Annotated in this window: 20 protein-coding genes; 12 read left to right on the top strand and 8 right to left on the bottom strand. The window is 62.5% G+C overall.

The features are described 5' to 3' along the window. Position 1: 1 nt before the first annotated feature. Genes AC6JA3_RS14000 through AC6JA3_RS13975 form a run of 6 tightly spaced genes read left to right on the top strand, consistent with a single transcriptional unit; the run spans position 2 to position 6,309 of the window. Positions 2-2,194 carry an acetyl/propionyl/methylcrotonyl-CoA carboxylase subunit alpha gene (locus AC6JA3_RS14000; RefSeq protein ID WP_497920168.1) on the top strand — a complete coding sequence of 731 codons (2,193 nt, stop codon included), beginning with the start codon at positions 2-4 and terminating at the stop codon, positions 2,192-2,194. Then, positions 2,191-3,354: an acyl-CoA dehydrogenase family protein gene (locus AC6JA3_RS13995; protein ID WP_347783561.1), complete on the top strand. Its 1,164-nt coding sequence runs from the start codon at positions 2,191-2,193 to the stop codon at positions 3,352-3,354. The genes AC6JA3_RS14000 and AC6JA3_RS13995 overlap by 4 nt, the downstream gene beginning before the upstream one ends. A gap of 20 nt (positions 3,355-3,374) precedes the next feature. Beyond that, complete coding sequence (locus tag AC6JA3_RS13990; RefSeq protein WP_091550620.1) at positions 3,375-4,178, top strand: CoA transferase subunit A; 804 nt, start codon at positions 3,375-3,377, stop codon at positions 4,176-4,178. Continuing rightward, the gene (locus AC6JA3_RS13985; protein WP_026541515.1) at positions 4,175-4,927 is read left to right on the top strand and encodes a CoA transferase subunit B; all 753 of its coding nucleotides are present in this window, start codon (positions 4,175-4,177) and stop codon (positions 4,925-4,927) included. Before AC6JA3_RS13990 ends, AC6JA3_RS13985 begins: the two co-directional genes overlap by 4 nt. Then, entirely contained in the window at positions 4,924-5,409 is a 486-nt protein-coding gene (locus AC6JA3_RS13980) for a MaoC family dehydratase (RefSeq protein WP_026541516.1), read from the top strand. Before AC6JA3_RS13985 ends, AC6JA3_RS13980 begins: the two co-directional genes overlap by 4 nt. Before the next feature lie 42 nt (positions 5,410-5,451). Then, the gene (locus AC6JA3_RS13975) at positions 5,452-6,309 is read left to right on the top strand and encodes an HpcH/HpaI aldolase/citrate lyase family protein (RefSeq protein WP_347783560.1); all 858 of its coding nucleotides are present in this window, start codon (positions 5,452-5,454) and stop codon (positions 6,307-6,309) included. A gap of 70 nt (positions 6,310-6,379) precedes the next feature. On the opposite strand, the gene AC6JA3_RS13970 is transcribed toward AC6JA3_RS13975, so the two are convergent. Genes AC6JA3_RS13970 through AC6JA3_RS13940 form a run of 7 tightly spaced genes read right to left on the bottom strand, consistent with a single transcriptional unit; the run spans position 6,380 to position 13,654 of the window. Next, on the bottom strand, positions 6,380-7,483 hold the full coding sequence (locus AC6JA3_RS13970) for a Gfo/Idh/MocA family protein (protein WP_091550616.1): 1,104 nt from the start codon (positions 7,481-7,483) through the stop codon (positions 6,380-6,382). Continuing rightward, complete coding sequence (locus AC6JA3_RS13965; protein WP_026547298.1) at positions 7,468-8,169, bottom strand: ThuA domain-containing protein; 702 nt, start codon at positions 8,167-8,169, stop codon at positions 7,468-7,470. Before AC6JA3_RS13965 ends, AC6JA3_RS13970 begins: the two co-directional genes overlap by 16 nt. A gap of 56 nt (positions 8,170-8,225) precedes the next feature. Next, positions 8,226-9,230 carry a sugar phosphate isomerase/epimerase family protein gene (locus AC6JA3_RS13960; protein WP_026541520.1) on the bottom strand — a complete coding sequence of 335 codons (1,005 nt, stop codon included), beginning with the start codon at positions 9,228-9,230 and terminating at the stop codon, positions 8,226-8,228. 11 nt (positions 9,231-9,241) lie between these two features. Then, positions 9,242-10,462 carry a Gfo/Idh/MocA family protein gene (locus AC6JA3_RS13955; protein WP_091550614.1) on the bottom strand — a complete coding sequence of 407 codons (1,221 nt, stop codon included), beginning with the start codon at positions 10,460-10,462 and terminating at the stop codon, positions 9,242-9,244. A gap of 30 nt (positions 10,463-10,492) precedes the next feature. After that, positions 10,493-11,392, bottom strand: coding sequence for a carbohydrate ABC transporter permease (locus AC6JA3_RS13950; RefSeq protein ID WP_347783559.1), 900 nt, complete (start codon positions 11,390-11,392; stop codon positions 10,493-10,495). Beyond that, entirely contained in the window at positions 11,392-12,330 is a 939-nt protein-coding gene (locus AC6JA3_RS13945) for a carbohydrate ABC transporter permease (protein ID WP_347783558.1), read from the bottom strand. The genes AC6JA3_RS13950 and AC6JA3_RS13945 overlap by 1 nt, the downstream gene beginning before the upstream one ends. 4 nt (positions 12,331-12,334) lie before the next feature. Then, positions 12,335-13,654, bottom strand: a complete 1,320-nt coding sequence (locus AC6JA3_RS13940) for an ABC transporter substrate-binding protein (RefSeq protein ID WP_347783557.1) — start codon at positions 13,652-13,654, stop codon at positions 12,335-12,337. A 281-nt stretch (positions 13,655-13,935) separates the two neighbouring features. On the opposite strand from AC6JA3_RS13940, the gene AC6JA3_RS13935 reads away from it, so the two are divergent. Continuing rightward, positions 13,936-15,075 carry a LacI family DNA-binding transcriptional regulator gene (locus tag AC6JA3_RS13935; RefSeq protein ID WP_223945055.1) on the top strand — a complete coding sequence of 380 codons (1,140 nt, stop codon included), beginning with the start codon at positions 13,936-13,938 and terminating at the stop codon, positions 15,073-15,075. On the opposite strand, the gene AC6JA3_RS13930 is transcribed toward AC6JA3_RS13935, so the two are convergent. Continuing rightward, complete coding sequence (locus tag AC6JA3_RS13930; protein ID WP_347783556.1) at positions 15,046-16,506, bottom strand: lipase maturation factor family protein; 1,461 nt, start codon at positions 16,504-16,506, stop codon at positions 15,046-15,048. The two genes, AC6JA3_RS13935 and AC6JA3_RS13930, sit on opposite strands and share 30 nt — an antisense overlap. Positions 16,507-16,609: 103 nt before the next feature. Here AC6JA3_RS13930 and dxr point away from each other — a divergent pair, with 103 nt between their 5' ends. The 5 genes from dxr to AC6JA3_RS13905 all read left to right on the top strand — a co-directional run bounded on the left by dxr (position 16,610) and on the right by AC6JA3_RS13905 (position 21,589). Continuing rightward, entirely contained in the window at positions 16,610-17,794 is a 1,185-nt protein-coding gene (dxr, locus tag AC6JA3_RS13925; RefSeq protein WP_026541526.1) for a 1-deoxy-D-xylulose-5-phosphate reductoisomerase, read from the top strand. A 30-nt stretch (positions 17,795-17,824) separates the two neighbouring features. After that, positions 17,825-19,156, top strand: coding sequence for a M50 family metallopeptidase (locus AC6JA3_RS13920; RefSeq protein WP_026541527.1), 1,332 nt, complete (start codon positions 17,825-17,827; stop codon positions 19,154-19,156). Between the two features lie 85 nt (positions 19,157-19,241). Next, a complete protein-coding gene (locus AC6JA3_RS13915) occupies positions 19,242-19,535 on the top strand; it encodes a YciI family protein (RefSeq protein WP_026541528.1) in 294 nt (97 codons plus the stop codon). Positions 19,536-19,581: 46 nt separating this feature from the next. Continuing rightward, the gene (gene ispG / locus AC6JA3_RS13910; protein WP_011774258.1) at positions 19,582-20,748 is read left to right on the top strand and encodes a flavodoxin-dependent (E)-4-hydroxy-3-methylbut-2-enyl-diphosphate synthase; all 1,167 of its coding nucleotides are present in this window, start codon (positions 19,582-19,584) and stop codon (positions 20,746-20,748) included. After that, on the top strand, positions 20,711-21,589 hold the full coding sequence (locus tag AC6JA3_RS13905) for a GNAT family N-acetyltransferase (protein WP_026541529.1): 879 nt from the start codon (positions 20,711-20,713) through the stop codon (positions 21,587-21,589). The genes ispG and AC6JA3_RS13905 overlap by 38 nt, the downstream gene beginning before the upstream one ends. Positions 21,590-21,598: the final 9 nt, after the last annotated feature.

Below are 21,598 nucleotides of genomic sequence, written 5' to 3'. Positions count from 1 at the left end.
CATGACCCTGCCAACAACAACAACTACTACAGCCCCCGCGCCATCCGGCCCGGAAGTCGAACCCCGCAGTTTCACCGCCGTCCTCGTTGCCAACCGAGGTGAGATCGCGTGTCGTGTCATCCGCACCCTGAAGGCGATGGGCATTCGATCCGTCGCTGTGTACTCGGACGCTGACAAAGACGCCAAGCATGTCGCCTTGGCCGACACCGCCGTGGCAATCGGTGGGACCGCACCTGCGGAAAGCTACCTGAGAATCGATGCCATCATCGAGGCGTGCCGTCGAAGCGGCGCCGAAGCGGTCCACCCCGGTTACGGCTTCCTGTCAGAGAACGTTGAGTTCGCCAAGGCGCTGGAGTCCGCGGGCATCGCGTTCATCGGGCCGGGAATTGGTGCGATCGACGTCATGGGCGACAAAATCCGGTCCAAGAACCACGTCATGGCCTACGGCGTGCCGTGCGTTCCGGGAATAGCCCAGCCCGGCCTGACCGACCAGGAACTGATCGAGGCGGCAGCGGAGGTGGGTTTCCCCCTGCTGATTAAGCCCTCCGCCGGTGGTGGCGGCAAAGGCATGCATGTGGTGGAACGGCCCGAAGACATGGCCTCAACCCTCGTTACGGCCAGGCGCGTGGCGGCATCCGCGTTCGGGGATGACACTCTTTTCCTGGAGCGGCTCATCAGCACGCCCCGGCACATCGAAGTACAAATCCTGGCCGACAACCACGGCAACGTCATCCACCTCGGCGAGCGCGAGTGCTCCCTCCAGCGACGCCACCAGAAAGTGATCGAAGAAGCCCCGTCCGCCCTGTTCGAATCGCTGCCGAACGGCGCGGAGCAGCGGGCCCGCATTGGTGAGGCAGCCTGCAACGCGGCGCGGTCCGTCAACTACAGCGGCGCCGGAACCGTCGAGTTCCTGGTCTCGGACCAACACCCTGACGAGTTCTTCTTCATGGAGATGAACACCCGGCTCCAGGTGGAGCATCCGGTGACTGAAATGGTCACCGGCATCGACCTCGTGGAATGGCAGGTGAGGATCGCCGCAGGTGAGGTGCTCACCGTGGCGCAGTCCGACGTCGTAATTCATGGCCACGCCGTGGAGGCACGCGTTTACGCGGAAGTGCCCGAGCGGAACTTCATGCCGTCGATGGGCTGGATCGTGGCGCTCGCAGAACAGGGCGCCGGGGATCCGTCCGTGTCAGGGCAGCAACGGGTGCACGCGGATGTGCGGATTGATTCGGCCATGCGGGAGAACCTGGAGATCACGGGGGACTACGATCCCATGCTTGCCAAGGTCATCGCCTGGGGCGGGGAACGGGAAGCGGCCCTGGATACCCTGGACGCTGCCCTTGGCCGGTACACCTTGCTGGGTGTCGATACGAATGTTGAATACCTGCGGCTGCTGATCAATGATCCCCAGGTCCGCGCCGGGCAACTGGATACGGGTTTGATCGAGCGCCGTCTTCCGTTCATGGAGTTCCGGCACGCAGGTCCCGTAGAGCTGATCGCCGCCGCTCTCAGCTTGTGGTTGGAACGGACCGGAGCGACGCTGGCGGGCGACGCGTGGGCAACTCCGGATTCGTGGCGTCTTGGTGCCCGGGCCGCATGGACGGTGACGTTCGGGGTGCCCGGCGGTACCGTCTCCACTGTCTCCATCACTGAAGGGGACGGAACCCTCACGGCAAGGATCGACGGCGGGGCCCCCGTGAGCGTAAAGGTGTCGGACCGAACTGACAATGCGATTGCGTTGGAGTTCGACGACGGTCCAGTCACCTTCGCGGTGGGGACCGCTGGAAGTAATCCCCGCGAAATCCACGTCGGCAGTAACGGTTGGTCGTGCAGGCTCGAGGTCCTGGACCGGGCAGAACGCCTGCGCCGGATGCTTGCAGGCATCCAGCGCGAAGAAGGGGCCGCGGACCCGGAAGTGCGCTCGCCAATGCCCGGAACGGTGGTGTCCGTGTCGGTGGCAGATGGCCAGAGGGTCGAGGAAGGCCAGGCGCTCCTTGCCGTGGAAGCGATGAAGATGGAACACCAATTGGTGGCCTCGGTCGCGGGAACCGTTCACCTCACCAGCAAACCCGGCGACCTGGTCAAGGCCGACCAGGTGCTCGCCACCATCCACGCAGCCGACGCCACTGGAGATCACGAGGCCGCCGGCAGGAACCCGGGCAACACCACAGACAAGGAAGACCAGGCATGAGCACGTTTGAACTCAATGAGGAATACCAGGACCTGAGCGACTCCGTCCGCGAGTTCGCCGACGAGGTTGTTGCGCCCGTTTCGGCCAAGCACGACGAAGAACACAGTTTCCCCTACGAGGTTGTGAAGCAGATGGGGGAGATGGGCTTGTTCGGCCTGCCCTTCCCCGAGGAGTTCGGCGGGATGGGTGGCGACTACTTTGCCCTTGCCCTGGCACTGGAGCAACTGGGCCGGGTTGACCAGTCGGTGGCGATCACGCTTGAAGCCGGGGTCTCACTTGGTGCCATGCCCGTGTACCGTTTCGGGACGGACGCCCAGAAAGAGGAATGGCTGCCGCAGCTGGCGTCGGGACGTTCCCTGGCCGGGTTTGGCCTGACCGAACGGGAAGCAGGCTCCGATGCCGGCGGGACAAAGACCAACGCGCACCTGGACAACGGTGACTGGGTGATCAACGGCAACAAGGAGTTCATCACCAACTCCGGCACGGACATCACCTCGCTGGTGACGGTGACCGCAGTGACGGGACACAAGGAGAACCCTGACGGCAGCACCAAGAAGGAAATCTCCACCATTCTGGTGCCGACGGACACGCCCGGTTTCACGGCGGAGAAGCCGTACAACAAGGTGGGCTGGAACGCTTCCGATACGCACCCGCTCACCTTGGACAACGTCCGCGTTCCCGAGGCGAACCTTTTGGGCGAGCGTGGCCGTGGCTATGCCAACTTCCTCTCCATCCTTGACGAGGGCCGTATTGCCATAGCTGCGCTGGCCACCGGTGCAGCCCAGGGTTGCGTGGATCTGTCCGTGAAGTACGCCAAGGAACGCAGCGCGTTCGGGCAGAACATCGGCAAGTACCAGGCCATCCAGTTCAAGATCGCCAGGATGCAGGCCAGGGCCCACACTGCCCGTCTTGCCTACTACGACGCCGCCTCCCGGATGCTGGCAGGCAAGCCGTTCAAGACAGAAGCCGCCATCGCTAAGATGGTCGCAGGCGAGGCAGCCATGGACAACGCGCGGGACGCCACCCAGGTGTTCGGCGGCTATGGCTTCATCAACGAATTCACGGTGGCACGCCATTACCGCGACTCCAAGATCCTTGAAATCGGGGAAGGCACCACAGAGGTCCAGTTGATGCTGATCGCCCGCGAGCTGGGTCTGTAACCGTACGGGAAGGATCAAGGATGATTGACAAGGTTGTTGCCAGCGCCGCGGAAGCGGTGAAGGACATCCCGGACGGTGCCTCGTTGGCTGTGGGAGGGTTCGGCCTCTGCGGTATTCCCGTTTCCCTGATTGACGCCCTCCACCGGCAAGGCACCACCGATCTTGAGACGGTCAGCAACAACTGCGGCGTGGACGACTGGGGCCTTGGCATTCTCCTCAAAGACGGCCGCATCCGCCGGACCATCAGCTCGTATGTTGGCGAGAACAAGGAATTTGCCCGGCAGTATCTGGCGGGGGAGTTGGAAGTTGTCCTCACCCCGCAGGGCACCCTGGCGGAGAAGCTGCGTGCCGGTGGTGCCGGCATCCCGGCCTTCTACACCAAGGCCGGTGTGGGCACCCAGGTGTCGGAGGGCGGACTTCCACAAAAGTACGACGCCGAAGGCAACGTTGCGCTGGCCTCATCGCCCAAGGAAGTGCGGACCTTCAATGACGCCGACTATGTGCTGGAAGAGTCCCTGACACCTGACTTCGGCTTGGTCCATGCCTGGAAGGGCGACCGGCACGGCAACCTGGTCTTCCACGCGACTGCAATGAACTTCAACCCCCTCTGTGCCATGGCGGCAAAGACCACCATTGCCGAGGTTGAGGAGTTGGTGGAACCCGGCGAGCTTGACCCGGAACACATCCACACGCCGGGCATCTTCGTCCAGCGGGTAGTGGTGGCGAATTCGAGTGAGAAGCGGATAGAGAAGCGGACCGTGGCGCTGGCCTCCAGTGCCGGCGCAGGCCAATCCGCCACAGCCCAGGCAGGAGCGGAACGATGACCGAGAACACTTTCCACGACATTCCGCCCCGCCCCGAAGCCGTACGGCACGAGTACCGTCGCGCCGACGTCGAGCACCACGAAGCCAAAGGGTGGACCCGCAACGAACTTGCCGCCCGTGTGGCCCGGGAGCTGGTCAACGGGCAATACGTGAACCTGGGTATCGGGATGCCCACGCTGATTCCCAACTACATCCCTGATGGTGTGGAAGTCATTCTCCACTCCGAGAACGGGATCCTGGGGGTTGGCCCCTACCCGGCGGAGGACAGGGTCGATCCGGACCTCATCAACGCCGGCAAGGAAACGGTCACCACGAATCCCGGCGCTGCGTTCTTCGACTCGTCGGCCTCGTTCGGCATGATCCGTGGCGGCCACGTTGACGTCGCAGTACTCGGTGCCATGGAGGTGGCCGCCAACGGAGACCTCGCCAACTGGATGATCCCGGGCAAGATGGTCAAGGGCATGGGCGGCGCGATGGACCTGGTGTTCGGTGCCAAGAAGGTCATTGTCATGATGGAACACGCAGACCGCAGCGGCCGGCCGAAAATTGTCCAGGAGTGCACGCTGCCCCTGACAGGCAAAGGGTGCGTGGACCGGATCATCACGGACCTGGCCGTCATCGACGTCGTCAAGGACCAAGGTGGCCCCCGCCTGGTCCTGCGCGAACTGGCTCCCAACGTCACTCTTGAGGACGTCCTCGCGGCAACCGGAGCGGACTTGTTCGAAGAAGACCAGGAGCTCACTGTATGACGCGGGTCATCGAGCAGCGCGGGCTGTACTTCGACGAGCTCGAAGAAGGTGTGATCTACGCGCATAAGCCCGGGCGCACGGTCACCGAGGCAGACAACGTCCTCTTCACCACCATGACCATGAACACCCAGGCGCTGCATTTGGACGCGGCGTGGAGCGCGGGGCAACCTTTCGGGCAGCGGCTGATGAACTCGATGTTCACCCTGTCCACCATGGTGGGCCAGTCCGTGACCCAGTTGACGCAGGGCACCATCATTGCGCAGTTGGGCCTGACGGATGTCACTTTTCCGCACCCGCTCCATCACGGCGATACCCTGTACACGGAAACGGAAATCACGGGAAAACGGTTGTCGTCATCCCGCCCGGGCCAAGGTGTGGTGACCATGCGGCACACCGGTCGAAACCAGGATGGGACCGTGGTTGCCCTGGCAACACGGACCTGCCTCATGTGGACCAAGGAAGCGCACGCAGCCCAGCCTTGAATCCGTTCCATGCCTTGCCAGAACCCACCAGCCAGGAGCCCCATGCCTTCTCCCGATTCCCCCTCCACTTCAGCGTTCACCATGGGGCCGGCCCTTCTTTTCTGCCCTGCAGACCGGCCGGAGCGTTTTGGCAAGGCTGCTGATCGATCCGATGCCGTCATCCTCGACCTTGAAGATGCAGTAGCGCCGGCAGACAAGCCTGCGGCCCGCCAAGCGATTCTGGAACAGTCCGGTGGCGCCGGTCTGGATCCGCGCCGAACCATCGTCCGGGTGAATCCCGTGGGGACGCCCGAGTTCGGGTTGGATCTCGAAGCCCTGGCTGATACGCCCTACCGCACCATCATGCTCGCCAAAGCAGAGAGCGCGGAGCAGTTGCGGGAGCTGGCTGGTTTCGACGTCATCGCCTTGTGCGAAACCGCCGCGGGCATCGTCCACGCCCCGGCCATCGCTGCCGAGCCGAACGTCGTGGGCCTGATGTGGGGCGCAGAGGACTTGCTGGCTTCCCTCGGTGGCCTCTCCAGCAGGAACGACGACGGCGTGTACCGGGCTGTTGCCCTTCACTCCCGGTCCGCTGTACTGCTCGCCGCCAAGGCCGCAGGCAAGGAAGCCATCGACTCCGTGTATGTGAACATCCCGGATCTTGAGGGCCTGTTGGCCGAATCCCACGATGCCGTGGCCAGCGGGTTCGGTGCGAAAGCCTGCATCCACCCCAACCAGGTAGCGGTGGTACGGGAGGCGTATGCGCCAACACCCGAAGCCATTGGCCAGGCCAATGAGCTCCTGGAAGCTGCGGCCGCGGCAGGCACGGGAGTGTTCCAATTCCGGGGCAAGATGATCGATGGGCCCATCCTTAAGCATGCCCAAGCGACCCTTCGCCGGGCCGGGCACCCCGCGAGGTGACAGTTGATGCCCATGTTTCGGCGGCAAAACATGGGCTTTAACTCCCACCCCGGCGGGGGTGGTCTGAGCGCTAGGCGCGGACCGGCGTCGCGATGTCCGTCAGTTCAACCACGGGGGGCCGGGAGGCAGTGCTCTTGATCGGTACCGCCTGCCCGCTCTTGGCGGATTCGAGCACAGATTCCATGACTTCCAGTGCGTGGAAGGCCAACTGGCCACCGGCGCGTGGTTCCTGCCCGGCCGGGGTCATGGCGAGGTCGGCGATGCCAAAGCCGCGGCCCGAGTCCACATAACCGGCAGAGGCCGGGAGACTCTCCCATTCCTCCGCGCCCAAAGCGAACAGCTGCACATCGCCGTCGAAATGATTCGGGTCAGGGACGATCAGCGAGCCTGTTTCACCATGGATCTCGATGTTGGGGCTCTTGGTCTTGACGGCATCGAAACTCATGAACAGCGTTGATATGGCGCCGGAGGCATGGACCAGGATGCCTGTGACGTGCGAGTCGATGTCAACGGGAACCACTTGTCCCTGGCGCGGGCCGGAACCGATGGTGCGTTCCTTGCGGGTATGGCTGGCAGCACCCAGGACTGAAACCACGGGTCCGAGCAGCGTGACCAGCGCAGAGACGTAATAGGGGCCCATGTCCAGCAGGGGACCACCGCCGGGCTGGTAGTAGAAATCGGGGTTCGGGTGCCACCGTTCGTGGCCTGGGGTTGCCATGGTGGCGGTGGCCGAAATTGGTGCCCCAATCAGTCCATCGTCAATTGCCTTTCGGGCTGTCTGGATTCCGGTTCCCAGCACTGTGTCCGGGGCGCAACCTACCGCGAGTCCTGCATCGGCGGCCGCATCCAGCACCTGTTGGGCTTCGGCCGTGGTGGCAGCCAGCGGTTTTTCCCCGTAGACGGACTTTCCCGCTGCGATGGCCCTCAGTGCGATGTCGGCGTGGGCGGCCGGGATAGTGAGGTTCAGGACGAGTTCCACATCTTCAGCAGCCAGGAGCTGGTCTACGGACAGCGCACGGACGCCGTCATAGGATTCCGCTACGGCCTGCGCCCGGGCGAAGTCGAGATCCGCTACCGCTACCAGGTTGATCGAATCCAGGCGGCGGAAGTTTGTCAGGTACTGGGCGATGATGGCACCACAGCCGATGACGCCTATGTTCAGCGGCTTGCCCACAGCATGCCCCTTTCAATGATGGTGCGGACGTTGTTGTCCTGAAGGATTTCCACACGGTGCCCGGGGGTGCAGACGAAGATCCTGCCCTTGCCCCACTGCCGGGTCCAGATGGCCGGCGAGGTGACTTCGCGGTTCCAGGGGTCCCAGTCGCGTACTTTCTGCGTGGTGGTGGCCAGAACGTCGATGTAGTCATCGGAGAGGACCCAGTACTGTTCGGTGACCAGATCGAAGTCTCCAATGCCCTGCGTGATGGGGTGTTCGGAGGCGGCGGGAAGCATGGAAACGGTGTACGGGACATAGTTGTCCGACTGCTCACCGATCCGCTCGTCCGCATGCTTGCCCGGGTGGCAGGCGAACTGGCCACCAATCAGGTGAAGGTAGTCCGAGTTGTTGCGATAGGAATCAGCGATTCCGCCATGCCAGCCGGCCAGGCCGGTACCGTTTTCGACGGCAGTACGCAGTCCCTCGAACTCGTCCTTCTCGATGGTGGTCATGGTCATGCATTGCACGATCAGGTCAACGGTGGCCATGTAGTCAGGGTCGGCGTAGATCTTGGGGGATTCCTCCACCCGGACCTCGTAGCCGTTGGCCTTCAAGTAAGGGATGAACAGCTCCGTGGCTTCCACCGGCTGGTGTCCGTCCCAGCCGCCGCGAACCACCAGCGCTGTCTTGTTGTTGCTTGTCATGGTTTCCTTCGTTTGGGCGTATGTCAGTGAGTCAGTGAGTCAGTGCTTTGGTGCGGTCAGCGCGTTGCAAAAGCGGCATCGAAGGCGGCAGCCGGAGGGCGTATGCCGGCCAACTCCCGGACCATGCGCAGCGCCTGGGGAGCGCCGAGCAGCCGGTCCATGCCGGCGTCCTCCCACTCGATGCTGGTTGGGCCTTCATAACCAATGGCGTTGAGGGTGCGGAAGATCGGCTCCCAGTTCACATCGCCGTGGCCGGCGGTGACGAAGTCCCACCCCCGGCGGGGATCAGCCCAGGGCAAATGCGACCCCAGCCTGCCGTTGCGTCCATTGAGTTGCCGGACGGATTCCTTCACGTGGACGTGGAAGATCTTGTCCGCGAAGTCCTGGAGGAACATCGTGGGGTCAAGGTCCTGCCAGATGAAATGGGAGGGATCGAAGTTGAGGCCAAAGTTTGGCCGGTGGCCCATCGCTTCCAAGGCACGCTTGGTGGTCCAGTAGTCATAGGCGATTTCAGAGGGATGGACTTCCAGGGCGAATCGGACGCCTTCTTCGTCAAACACATCCATGATGGGGTTCCAACGATCCGCGAAGTCCTGGTAGCCGCGCTCGATCATGGCCTCGGATGCGGGCGGGAACATGGCCACGCACTTCCATATGGATGAGCCGGTAAAGCCCGTCACCGTCTTCACCCCAAGCTTTGCCGCAGCACGGGCTGTGGTCTTCATGACTTCGGCGGCCCGTTGCCGGACCCCCTCCGGATCCCCATCGCCCCAGACTGAAGGGCTGAGGATGTCCTGGTGGCGTTCATCAATGGGGTCATCACACACCGCTTGGCCGGTGAGGTGGTTGGCGATCGCGTGGACGCTCAGTTGGTGCTTGTCCAGGATGTCCAGCTTTTCCTGCAGGTAGCCCTCATCCTCCACCACACGCTGCGGGTCCAAGTGGTCTCCCCAGCACGCGATCTCCAAGCCGTCGAAGCCCCACTCGCCGGCGAGCCGGGCTACTTCCTCAAACGGAAGATCGGCCCACTGGCCAGTGAACAGGGTGATGGGTCGGTTCATGGTTTTTCCTCTCACACGTTCTGCCAGTGGCTGGCGTTCTCTGCGCTCGCCTCTACCGCGGCCAGCACCTTTTGCACCTGCAATGCGTCAGCGAACGACGGCGTGGGCTGCTCGCCTGCGCCGATGGCCGTGACGAGGTCCACCACCTGATGCGTGAAGCCGTGCTCATAGCCCAGGCCGTGGCCGGTGGGCCACCAATTGGCGGTGTAGGGGTGGGATGGTTCGGTGACCATGATCTTCCGGAAGCCTGCATCCGGTTCCAGCGCGGAATCGTAAAACTGCAAGGAGTTCATGTCCTCGAAGTCGAACGCGATCGATCCCTTGGTGCCGTTCAGTTCCAGGCGCATGGCGTTCTTGCGTCCCAGGGCAAAACGGGTTGCTTCGAAGATGCCAATGGGCCCGGTGGTGGTGCTGCCCGGTGAGCCGGCGGCAGCACCGGCGTCGGGCGTGGCCTCGAAACGGGCGGTAAAGAGCGCTGCGTCATCCACCGTGACCGGACCGCGTGGACCATCGGCACCACCATGGCCACCCAGGCCCACGAGGTCACCGCCCACCGGGCGCTCCTTCACGAAGGTTTCCAACAGTGCCGAAACGCCAGTGATGTTCAGCCCGGTGATCCACTGGGCGGCGTCGATGCTGTGCGCGCCGATGTCACCGAGTGACCCGGACCCGGATTTGGACTTATCCAGCCGCCAGGTCAGTGGGGCATCGGCGTCGCTGAGCCAGTCCTGGAGGTATTGGGCCCGGACGTGCCGGATATCGCCCAGCCGGCCGTCCTCCACCATCCGCTTGGCCAACGCCAAAGCAGGGGTGCGCCGGTAGCTGAAGCCGCACATGGAGAACACACCACGCTCGGCCGCAGCCTGGGCGACGAGCGTCATTTTTTCGGCTTCTTCCACCGAATTTGCCAAGGGCTTTTCGCACAGGACGTGCTTACCGGCTTCAAGGGCGGCGATCGCTATTTCGGCGTGGGTGTTCCCGGGGGTGCAGATGTCGATGAGGTCGATGTCATCGCGGTCGATCAGGCGGCGCCAATCGGTCTCAGTTGATGCCCAGCCGTATTTGGCTGCCGCGGCCCGGACAGCGTCACCGTTCCGGCCGGCAACGGCTGTCAGTTCCGGAGCGAGGGGAAGATCAAAGAAGCGCGGTGCGGTGCGCCAGGCATGGGAATGGGCGGCGCCCATGAAGGCATAGCCCACCATGCCCACGCGCAGTGGTTGGAGGTCCGTCATCTGAATCCTTTCTGGTTGGTGGAAGCCCGTTTACTTGCTGAAACCAGCAGTCAGGCCGCTGAGCAACTGCTGGCGCGCCACGACGTAGATCACCAGCAAGGGAAGCGTGGCCAGCACCACGGAGGCGAGCACTGCGGGGATGTTGACGCTGAACTCACCTTGGAAGGTCCACAGCGACAACGGCAGGACCCTGGTGTCGGGGCTTTGGGTGAGGATCAGCGGGAACAGGAATCCGTTCCACACGTGCAGTGCGTTGTAGATGCCAACCGTGATGACGGCGGGCTTGGTCATGGGCAGTGCGAGCCGCCACATCATGGCCCAATCGGAACAACCGTCCAGCCGCATCGATTCAAAGAGCTCGTTGGGAACATCGCGCATGAAGTTGGACAGGATGAGCACGGAGACCGGGATCGCAAAGGCAATGGAGGGCAGGATCAGCGCCAGCAGCGTGTCGTACATGTGCGCCTTGGTGATCATCCAATAGATGGGAATGATGGTTGCGTGCAACGGGATCGCAAGACCCAGCAGGAAAACGTTGTTGGTCCAGCCGAGGAATCGTCCTTTGCCGCGGACGATCGCGTAGGCGGCCATGAAGGCGACGAACAGTGCCGGGACCACGCTGCCCACGGTGACGATGAGGCTGTTGGTGAAGTACTTGGCGAAATCGTTCTCCAGGACCAGCTTGTAGTTCTCCAAGGTGGGCTCGGCAGGAGGCAGCATCGGATTGGAAGTGAAGAACCCTGCCTGGTTTTTCAGGCTGGTGATCACTACGTAGTACACCGGTACGATGATGACCGCCAGCCACAGCCAGCCACCCAGCCCGCCCAGGAAGTTTGGCCGCGCGCGGCCAAGCTTTGGGGCCCGACGCCGGTTGGTCCCTTGTTGTGGCATTGTCGCCGGGGGTGTGGGCAATTGTGTTGTGGCAGCCATTACGCACCTTCCAATTGGCTCGCGTTGCGGTTCTTGCCGCCGAGTCGTTGCAGGAACAAAGCCAAGGCCAGTCCGATGACAACGAGGATGACGCCCAGGGCGCTCGCCGCTCCCATGTCGTTGGCCTTGAAGCCGGTCAGGTACATGTGCAGCGGCAGGAGCCTGGTGGAGTAGCCGGGGCCGCCGGCGGTCAGCACGAAGATCAGGTCGAAGTACGCCAGGGAACCCACCACCATGAGGGTGGAGGAAGTAATCATGGTGTATTTGAGCTGCGGCAAGGTGATATTGAAGAACTGCTGGACACGGCCGGCACCGTCAATCTGGGCAGCTTCGTACAGGGAAGCGGGAATCTGTCGGACGCCGCCTTGGTAGATCAGGGTGTGGAAGGGCACGAACTGCCAGGCGATCACGAAGACCACTACGAACAGCACCAGGTCCGAGTTGCCCAGCCAATCCTGGGCGAGGAAGGGCAGGCCTAATCCGGGACCGAGTCCGAAGTTCGGATCGAGCAACGCTTTGAAGGCGATGGCCACTGCTGCCGAGGAGAGGAGCAGCGGCACGAAGTAGAGGACCGCCAGTGCAGCGCGGTACTTCTGGCTGGCGGCTGTGAAGACCCCGAGCAAGAGGCTGATGGGGGCCTGGACAATGAAGGAGAAGAACATGATCTTGGCCGTCACCAACAAAGCGTTTCCGGTGACGGGATCGGCCAGGACCGTGTTCCAGCTGGACAGCCCGTCCAGTTTGATCTCTCCCAGTCCGTCCCAGCGGGTGAAGCTCAGGAACAGGACTCCCAGGAGCGGGAGGATGGCGAAAAGCATGAAGAAGGCCAGGGCGGGGACTGCCAGCCACCCCGTCGGACCCTTTTCCAGGGTCCGACGGGTGCCTGCAGTGTGTCCGACGCCCAGCTCCTTGCGCGCAGTGGTGCTGGTTGCCGACACTGGATTACTTCCCGATTGTCGCGTTCATAGTGGAAGCGAACTGCTCAGGAGTGATCTTCTTCAGGAAGATCTGGTCCAGGTTGGCCAGCATGGCATCTCCCTGGGCAGGGCTCAGGGCCTGGTCCCAGGAAAGCGTGAAGTCCGGGGCGTCCTTGGCCATGCCGTACACGTAGGTCAGGAAGTCCTTGTCAGGGGAAGCCGCGAGCTTGTCCTCAATACCTGTTACCACGGGCACTGCTCCTGAGTTGATCAGGCTTTGGACGTTCTCGTCGTTGAACATTCCGTCCTTGACGTATTCGAGGGCGGTTTTCTTCTGCTCTTCGGTGGCCTTGGAAGACACAGACCAGAAGTTGGAGGGGTTTCCCACAACGTTCGCCGGATCACCCTTGCCGCCTTCAACGGTGGGGAAGGGGATGTAGCCGAGCTTGCCGCTTGAGACGAAGTCGGCCGCGTCCTTCTTCATGCCTTGGTAGATCCAGCTGCCCTGCAGGATCATGGCGGCCTTGCCGGTGTACAGGAGGGCCTGGTCTGCGTTGCTGTCAGCGGCAATGGAGGAGAATCCGTTGATGAATCCTCCGGCATCGGCCAGTTCCTGGATCTTCTTCAGTGCTTCCAGCACAGCGGGGTCGGACCACGCGCCGGGCTTGTTCGCTGCGATGTCGGCAAATACCTCGGGTCCTCCGATCCGGTCCACCAGGTATTCAAGCCACATCAGGTCCGGCCACTTGGACTGGCCACCCAAGGAGAAGGGCGCCACGCCGGCTTCCTTGAACTTAGGGACCAGTGCCATCAGCTCATCCCAGGTCTTGGGCGGTTGTGCTCCGACCTTGTCGAAGACTTCCTTGTTGTAGTAGAGGACTACGGGCTGCACTTTGTTGTTCGGGAGTGCGTAGGTCTTGCCGTCGATCACGCCGCTCTCAAGGATGGAGGGGAGGTAGCGGCTCTGGACGTCGGGGTTCTCCTTGAGGAATCCCGTCAGGTCATCCACCTGTCCGGCGTCGACGTAGGACTTCAGGACCCCGCCGCCCCAGCCGTAAACCAGCGTGGGCCCCTGGCCCGCGCCGACGGCGGTGCGGACCTTGGTCTTGTAGGCATCGTTGGCGAAGAAGTCGAGCTTGATGGCGGAATCCGGGTGGGACTTGTTCCACGAATCCACTGACGCTTGGAACACGGGCTGGTCACCACCGGTAAGTCCCCACATGGTAGCCGAGTCCGCGGAAGCGCCCGATCCGGCCGGGCCGGAGGATCCGCAGGCTACGAGTGAGATCGACAATGCCGCTGCAGAAACGGCCAGTCCGGCGGTGCGCAACTTTAGATTATTCATGTGCAGTTTCCATTCGTCCTTCGGGCTCGACGCTGATTGCCCGGTTGTGCGTGTAAAAAGCCACACTCCGCGGTTTAGGAGATCGACTTCGATCCCTGGTTCCAGCAACTTTTCGAAATGTTTCGTAAGTCCTTTCGGAAGTGCCCACCAAACTTAGCCGTGACCCGCATCACCGTCAAGGCCTTCTATGGAACAAATTCGTTCTGGTTACTGTCCTGTTGACGAGAACCCCGCTATCAATGCAGACTGTTATCAACCGAAACTTTTCGAAAGCGGTAGCCGTGAGCCTCAACGAACGACCCTCCAAACTGACCCTTTCCGCCGTGGCGCAAGAGGTGGGCGTCTCCGTGCCCACGGTGTCCAAAGTGGTCAATGGGCGTGAAGACGTGGCGCAGGGCACCCGCGCGCGGGTCTTGGCCGCCCTGCAACGGACCGGATATAAATCCCCGCTCCAGCGCAAAGCCAATCCCGTCCAGAGGACCGTCGAAGCGGTGTTTGACTCCCTGAACTCGGCCTACAACATGGAAGTCCTCAAAGGGATCATGGAGCAGGCCAACGTTTCGGACATGGAAGTGATCCTTTCGGTGACCGGGCTGCAGGCAGCACCGCCGCTGGGTCCGGAAGAACGCGCGCAGCGGATGGTCGACGAAGGCCGCAGCGGCATGATCGTGGTCACCTCGGCATTCGGAACAGCCCACCTGGAAGCTTTCCAGAGGCGCCAAATCCCCATTGTGGTCATCGACCCGCTGAATCCCCCTCCCGCTGACCTGTTCAGCGTGGGCGCCAGCAACTGGGCAGGTGGAAAGGTCGCCGCCACCCACCTCCTGGAGCTGGGGCATCGACGCATCGCCTACATCGGCGGTCCTGCCACGGCCGAATGCAGCCAGGCCCGGCTCCACGGCTATATGGCCGCACTCATGGCAGAAGGCATCACCGTGGAGCATGAATATGTTTCTGCAGGCCAGTTCCGGCCCGAGAATGGAGCGGCAGCCTTCAAGGCACTGGTGGCACTGGAAGATCCGCCCACGGCCGTCTTTGCCGGCAGCGACAGCATTGCCATGGGTGTCCTGGCCGAGGCACGCAGGCAAGGGATCCGGATCCCCGAGGACATGAGCCTGGTCGGGTTCGATGGAACCTACCAAGCCGAGGAGTCCACGCCGCCGCTGACCTCGGTGAGCCAGCCCCTCCAGGAAATAGGGCGATCGGCGCTGAACTTCATCCTTCGCCAAATGCAAGGTGAAGACATCGACTCGCGGCGCGTCGAACTTGCAACACACTTGGTGGTTCGTGAGTCCACGGCCCCGCCAAGGGATTCAGCCTCAGCGCCGGCAAGGGAGGCAGGCTCAGCGCCGGCACGGGAATCAGCCTCAGCGCCGGCACAGGAATCAGCCTCAGCGCCGAAGCCGGCGTCCCGGGCCTGACTGCACCGGCGGAACAGCGTCGTAGAGCAACACCCTTACCCAACGTTCGCCGGTCGCGCGGAACTCCGCCCGGCTGGCAAAACGGTAGAGGTAGCTGCGCGCCCGCACCCAACGGGGGCGTTCGCCGTCGAACGGGTCCTGGCGAAGCAGCCCAAGCGTCGGCTTGTCCGCCTCCAGGAGCCTGTCCAGGAAGGCGTAAAACCAGTCCTCGTGAACGGTCCGCAATGGCAGGAACCACATGAGCCAATCCAGGCGCAGATGGTACGGCGCCCATTGCCGGGGGAGTCGGCGGACATCGCCGGGCTTGCCCTTGAAGCCATACTCGGACCACCGCTCATCCGGGGCCAGGGGATCGTCATCCATGGTGCACTCAACCACGATCTCAATGCGCTGTTTCGTCACTGTCCCGAAAGCGCCGTAGGCATTGACCAGGCGCCAGCGGTTGAAACTGGCATTCATCATCTGCCGGCTGGAGAACAGATTCAGGAGCGGACGGTAGCTGCATACCAACAACAGGACAGTCACAGACACGACGACGGCGAACCACCACAGGGGCGTATCGGCGCCCTGGTGCCAGTCAAGTGGGATGAACGGAAAGACGGCGTGGACCACGGGGTCGCTGACGGCAGCAAAAGCCAGGACAATCGCCACCCAGTTCAGCCACGCGAAGTTTCCGGTGCCCACCAACCACAGTTGCGTCACGACGACAATTCCTGCGGCAATGCTTGCCAGTGGCTGTGGCGCGAAGAGGAAGAATGGCACCACCAGCTGCGCGAAATGGTTGCCCACCACTTCCACTTTGTGCAGCGGCCGCGGGAGCAGGTGCGCCTGCCTGCTGAGCGGACCCGGCATCGGCTGGGTCTCGTGGTGGTAGAACATGGCGGTCATGTCCCGCCACTCCCTGCCCCCGCGGATCTTGATCATCCCGGCCCCGAACTCAAGCCGGTAGACCAGCCACACGATGAGGACCAGGATGGTGGTTGGCGGGGGCGTCCGGTCCGAACCGAGGAAGGCCACGGTGAAGCCGGCCTCAAGCAGCAGAATCTCCCAGCCAAAGCCGTAGAACGTCTGGCCGACGTTGACGATTGACATGTACAGGAACCACAACGTCAGGAAAGCCAGCATCGGCAGCCACGGAGGGCCGGTTTGCGGCAGCCCTGCAACCAGCAGACCTGCCACGCCTATCCCTGTCCAACAGACTGTTCTCAAAAGCGCATCCGAATAGCGCCAGCGGAAGAGCGTGGGCCTGCCCAGCTTGCGTGCCAGGTCCAGGAAAGCCGGAACGGGCAAAAGGCCGCGCTCGCCGAGGAGGGCCGGGAACTGGTTCACCGTGGAGAGGAAGGCAACCAGGTACAGCGCAGCGGTGCCGCGCTGCAATACCTGCCGGGCAAATTCGTAGTCCCAAGCATCCAACCAGGACAACCACTCCACGGTTCCACGGTACGCGCGGAAGGATGATGGTCAAGAAGTACCGTTTCTCCACATAGGCCAGCCCGCGGTCGCGGGCTCCGTGGTGGGCTGGGATACTTGAACAATGCAGCCGCGCAAGATCGTCATCCTCGGGTCCACAGGTTCCATCGGCACGCAGGCGATCGATGTCGTCGATGCTGCCCCGCACCGCTTTGAAGTGGTGGCCCTGAGCGCAGGTGGGGGAAACCCGGAACTCATTGCCCGGCAGGCTGTCCATACCCGGGCACAGGCTGTAGGCATTGCCCACGGCGATCCACAGGTGCTGCGCCGGCTGATTGAAGAGGCGGCCGCCGTTGCCGGGATAAGGAACTTCGAGCCGGAGGTCTTCGTCGGCCCGGACGCCTCCACACAGATTGCAGCCATCGACTGCGATGTTGTGCTCAACGGCATTACGGGGTCCATTGGCCTGGCACCCACGTTGGCCGCGTTGGGAACCGGCGCCACCTTGGCGCTCGCCAACAAGGAGTCACTGATCGTGGGCGGCGCCCTGGTCAAAGCTGCTGCAGGCCCCGGCCAAATCGTTCCGGTTGACTCGGAGCATTCCGCGATCGCCCAGTGCCTTCGGTCCGGGACTGCCCAGGAAGTCGAGAAGCTGATCCTGACGGCCTCGGGCGGTCCCTTCCGTGGCCGAACGCGCGATCAGTTGCACCACGTCACGCCCCAGGAAGCGCTGGCCCACCCCACCTGGGACATGGGCCTTATGGTCACAACGAACTCGGCCAGCCTGGTGAACAAAGGGCTGGAAGTCATCGAGGCACACCTGTTGTTCGATGTTCCCCTGGACAGGATCGACGTCGTGGTCCATCCCCAGTCGGTGGTCCACTCCATGGTCCAGTTTGTCGATGGTTCCATCATCGCCCAGGCATCACCACCGGACATGCGGCTGCCTATCGCCTTGGGGCTCGGATGGCCGGACCGGGTCCCGCGGGCTGCACAAGCCTGCGACTGGACCAAGGCCACCAGTTGGACTTTCGAGCCACTGGACACCGTGGCTTTCCCTGCAGTGGACCTGGCCAAGGATGCAGCCAAACAGGGGAGCACTTTCCCCGCAGTATTCAACGCAGCCAATGAGGAAGCAGTCCAGGCTTTCCATGCCGGCCGCATTCGTTTCACGGACATCGTGGATACCGTGGAGTCGGTTCTCAGTGAACATTCAGGCTCCTCCGAGCTGACAGTTCAGTCCGTGCTGGATGCTGAGGACTGGGCACGCGCCCGTACCCTTGATCGTTTAGCCAACAGCGCCCACTAGCCCAACCCTTATGGAAGCAGTCCCACCGGCATGAGTCCCGTTCTTCTCTTCATTCTCGGAGTCGTCTTCGTCGCCATAGGCGTCGCCGTTTCCATCGCGCTGCACGAGGTAGGCCACCTCGTACCGGCGAAGCTCTTCAAAGTGCGCGTCACCAAGTACATGATCGGCTTCGGCCCCACCCTGTGGTCCCGGAAAAAAGGGGAGACGGAATACGGCTTCAAAGCGCTTCCGCTGGGCGGATATGTCTCCATGATCGGCATGTACCCGCCAAACAAGGTGGACGGCGCCGTCCGTCCTTCAAGCACGGGAATGTTCCAGACACTGGCCACCGAAGCGCGTTCCATGGCGCACGAGGAAGTTGGTCCGGCGGACGAAAACCGGGTCTTCTACAAGCTGCCGGTGTGGAAAAAAGTCATCGTCATGCTTGGTGGGCCCGCCATGAACATGATCATCGGCTTGATCCTGCTGGCCGTGCTGCTCATGGGCTTCGGGACAGCCCAAGCAACCACCACCATTGCCGATGTTTCCAAATGCCAGGTTGCGGCGGGCGAAACGGTTGACCCGGACTCCGCGGACTGCAAACCCACACCGGCCGCAGCTGCGGGCCTTCAACCGAACGACACCATCACTTCCTTTGACGGAAAAACCGTCACCAGTTGGGATGAACTGACCGGCTGGATCCGTGCCTCGGCGGGCAGGGAGGTGGCCATCACCGTCCAACGCAACGGCTCACCCGTCCAAACCACCGTGACCCCCGTGCTTTCCTCCCGTCCGGTCGTTGGACCTGACGGTCGCCAGGCGCAGGACGCCAATGGAGTTTTGCAGTACCAGGAAGTCGGCTTCCTCGGCATCGGAGCCCAAAGCGCCCTGGTGCCGCAACCGGCGTCGGCCGTTCTTCCCATGGCGGGGGAGAACATCAAACAAATTTCCGGTGTGATCTTCAACCTGCCGGCCCGGGTTGTCGGGGTAGCAAAGGCTGCCTTCAGTGAGGAGCCCAGGGACCCCAACGGACCCATCAGCGTGGTAGGCGTTGGCCGCGTGGCAGGGGAAGTTGCGGCCATGGAGCAAGTTCCGATGCAGGCACGGATTGGTACCTTGGTCGGGTTGCTTGCTGGGCTCAACTTCGCGTTGGCCATCTTTAACCTCATCCCGTTGCTTCCCCTTGACGGCGGCCATGTAGCCGGGGCGTTGTATGAAGGTGCACGGCGTCAGGTCGCCAGGCTGAGGGGCAAGCCGGATCCAGGCTCATTCGACATCGCGAAACTGTTGCCGTTGACCTACGTCGTAGCCGCGCTGCTGATGGCCATGGGCGCGCTGCTGATCTACGCGGACATCGTGAAGCCCGTGAATATCTTTGGCTAAGCTGTGAGCATTTTCGAGGGGGCTGTGAACATTATCGGCAGGGCTGTGAACAATTCCTGCAGAGCAGGCGGGATAGGCTAGCACCATGACTGTTTTCGCTGTTGAGTACGTATATGTTGCCGATTCAGGCGCACTGCGCGACGAAGCCCGCCCCGCGCACCGCGCCTGGCTCGCTGAACTGGCCGAGGAAGGCACGTTGCTGGCCAGTGGCCCCTACGGTGACGGCGCCGGCGCCCTCCTGATCTTCAAGTCAGTGGACGAAGCCGGCCTCAACGATCTCCTCAAGCAGGATCCGTTTGCCGAAGCAGGCGTGATTGCCGGCATCCGAAGCACCGAGTGGTCCCCCATCATCGGCGTCCTGGCTGCCCACGCGTCCTGACAGGCCGCTACCACCATTACGATCCACCCCAACCCAAGGAGTCCACGTGACCTCGGTCAGCCTGGGAATGCCAGCAGCCCCACCCCCCGTCCTTGCCCCACGTCGTAAGACACGGCAGATCAAGGTTGGGTCCGTCGGAGTTGGTTCTGACTCACCCATCAGTGTTCAGTCCATGACCACCACGCCCACCACGGACATCAATGCCACCCTTCAGCAGATTGCCGAACTGACGGCATCAGGGTGCGATATTGTGCGCGTGGCGTGCCCTTCGGCGGATGATGCTGAGGCGCTGCCCATCATCGCCCGGAAGTCCCAGATCCCCGTGATCGCGGACATCCACTTCCAGCCGAAGTACGTCTTTGCCGCCATTGAGGCCGGATGCGCTGCTGTTCGGGTGAACCCGGGCAACATCCGCAAGTTCGATGACCAGGTCAAGGAAATTGCGGCAGCAGCCCGGGACCACGGCACCTCCATCCGTATTGGCGTCAACGCCGGCTCCCTGGAGCCGGGCATCATGAAGAAGTACGGCAAGGCAACGCCGGAAGCGCTGGTGGAGTCCGCTGTCTGGGAAGCTTCCTTGTTCGAAGAGCACGGTTTCCACGACTTCAAGATCTCCGTCAAGCACAATGACCCCGTCATCATGGTGGCTGCCTACGAAATGCTGGCTGAGAAGGGCGACTGGCCCTTGCACCTCGGCGTGACCGAGGCCGGGCCGGCGTTCCAGGGAACCATTAAGTCCGCAACGGCTTTCGGTGCCCTCCTGTCCCGGGGGATCGGTGACACTATTCGTGTTTCCCTGTCGGCGCCGCCGGTGGAGGAGATCAAGGTGGGCAACCAGATCCTGCAGTCGCTCAACCTCCGCCCCCGCAAGCTGGAAATTGTCTCCTGCCCGTCCTGTGGCCGTGCGCAGGTTGATGTGTACACGCTGGCGGAACAGGTGACGGCCGGACTGGAAGGCATGGAGATTCCGCTCCGCGTGGCCGTCATGGGCTGCGTCGTCAATGGGCCCGGTGAGGCCCGTGAAGCAGACCTCGGTGTGGCCTCCGGAAACGGCAAGGGCCAGATTTTCGTGAAGGGTGAAGTCATTAAGACTGTGCCTGAGAGCGAAATTGTTGAGACACTGATCGAAGAGGCCATGCGCATCGCCGAAGAGATGGGGGAGGCCGATGGCGAAGATGCTGTCAAGGGTAGCCCCGTGGTTAGCGTCTCGTAACGAGAACGGCTTGGGAGTCAGGGTGCTCGGCAATGCCGACACCCTGGCTCTTCGCGCGCTGGCAAGCGAAGACGTAGTAGCCAACGTGTTCATCCTTGCCCATTTGGACAGCACGGGAACGGCTGCGCCCACCAGTGGCGGTGCCAGTATTTTTGGTGTGTTTGACGACCAAACGCTCTTGGGCGCCTGCTGGGCCGGAGCCAACCTGGTTCCCGTCCAGTTGGATCCCGCCCTGGCAGGTTATGCAGCGACCGCTGCCCACCAAACCGGTCGCCGGTACGCTTCCATTTTCGGCCCCGCAGACACCGTGCTCGCGCTTTATTCACGTTTCGAACAATTGGGCCACTCTGCCCACGAGATCCGTGCATGCCAGCCGCTCCTGACCATGTCGGGACGGCCCATGATCGGTGCCAATCCGGACCTGGCATTTGGCACCATGGAGGACTTCGACCGTATCCTGCCGGCGTGCGCCGCGATGTTCGAGGAAGAAGTTGGCTATTCTCCCTTCCTCGGTGGCCAGGAGTTCTACAGCAGGCGGGTTGCCGGATTGATCCGCCAAGGGCATTCCCTGGTGCACATTGATGCTCACGGAACTGTGGTCTTCAAAGCTGAACTCGGCGCCGTCACAGCCGATGTCACGCAGGTACAGGGTGTGTGGATGAATCCCGAATTACGTGGACACGGCCAGAGCGCCGGTTACATGGCCGCCGTCGTGAATCTTTCCAAGACTTTTGCCCCCGTGACGAGCCTGTACGTCAACGACTACAACGCCAAGGCCCGCGCCACCTATGAGCGGGTGGGCTTCGAGCAAGTGGGCACTTTCGCCACTGTCCTTTTCTGAGGCGTCCGC

The organism is Arthrobacter sp. TmtSoilC79 (genome assembly GCF_059739405.1).
This window is presented reverse-complemented; position numbering and strand designations above follow the sequence as displayed.

What these genes read in the sequence shown, in the direction of transcription:
- AC6JA3_RS14000 (WP_497920168.1), top strand. Translation starts at nt 2, where the DNA reads ATGACCCTGCCAACAACAACAACTACTACAGCCCCCGCGCCATCCGGC.
- AC6JA3_RS13995 (WP_347783561.1), top strand. Translation starts at nt 2,191, where the DNA reads ATGAGCACGTTTGAACTCAATGAGGAATACCAGGACCTGAGCGACTCC.
- AC6JA3_RS13990 (WP_091550620.1), top strand. Translation starts at nt 3,375, where the DNA reads ATGATTGACAAGGTTGTTGCCAGCGCCGCGGAAGCGGTGAAGGACATC.
- AC6JA3_RS13985 (WP_026541515.1), top strand. Translation starts at nt 4,175, where the DNA reads ATGACCGAGAACACTTTCCACGACATTCCGCCCCGCCCCGAAGCCGTA.
- AC6JA3_RS13980 (WP_026541516.1), top strand. Translation starts at nt 4,924, where the DNA reads ATGACGCGGGTCATCGAGCAGCGCGGGCTGTACTTCGACGAGCTCGAA.
- AC6JA3_RS13975 (WP_347783560.1), top strand. Translation starts at nt 5,452, where the DNA reads ATGCCTTCTCCCGATTCCCCCTCCACTTCAGCGTTCACCATGGGGCCG.
- AC6JA3_RS13965 (WP_026547298.1), bottom strand. Translation starts at nt 8,169, where the DNA reads ATGACAAGCAACAACAAGACAGCGCTGGTGGTTCGCGGCGGCTGGGAC.
- AC6JA3_RS13960 (WP_026541520.1), bottom strand. Translation starts at nt 9,230, where the DNA reads ATGAACCGACCCATCACCCTGTTCACTGGCCAGTGGGCCGATCTTCCG.
- AC6JA3_RS13955 (WP_091550614.1), bottom strand. Translation starts at nt 10,462, where the DNA reads ATGACGGACCTCCAACCACTGCGCGTGGGCATGGTGGGCTATGCCTTC.
- AC6JA3_RS13950 (WP_347783559.1), bottom strand. Translation starts at nt 11,392, where the DNA reads ATGGCTGCCACAACACAATTGCCCACACCCCCGGCGACAATGCCACAA.
- AC6JA3_RS13940 (WP_347783557.1), bottom strand. Translation starts at nt 13,654, where the DNA reads ATGAATAATCTAAAGTTGCGCACCGCCGGACTGGCCGTTTCTGCAGCG.
- dxr (WP_026541526.1), top strand. Translation starts at nt 16,610, where the DNA reads ATGCAGCCGCGCAAGATCGTCATCCTCGGGTCCACAGGTTCCATCGGC.
- AC6JA3_RS13920 (WP_026541527.1), top strand. Translation starts at nt 17,825, where the DNA reads ATGAGTCCCGTTCTTCTCTTCATTCTCGGAGTCGTCTTCGTCGCCATA.
- AC6JA3_RS13915 (WP_026541528.1), top strand. Translation starts at nt 19,242, where the DNA reads ATGACTGTTTTCGCTGTTGAGTACGTATATGTTGCCGATTCAGGCGCA.
- AC6JA3_RS13905 (WP_026541529.1), top strand. Translation starts at nt 20,711, where the DNA reads ATGCTGTCAAGGGTAGCCCCGTGGTTAGCGTCTCGTAACGAGAACGGC.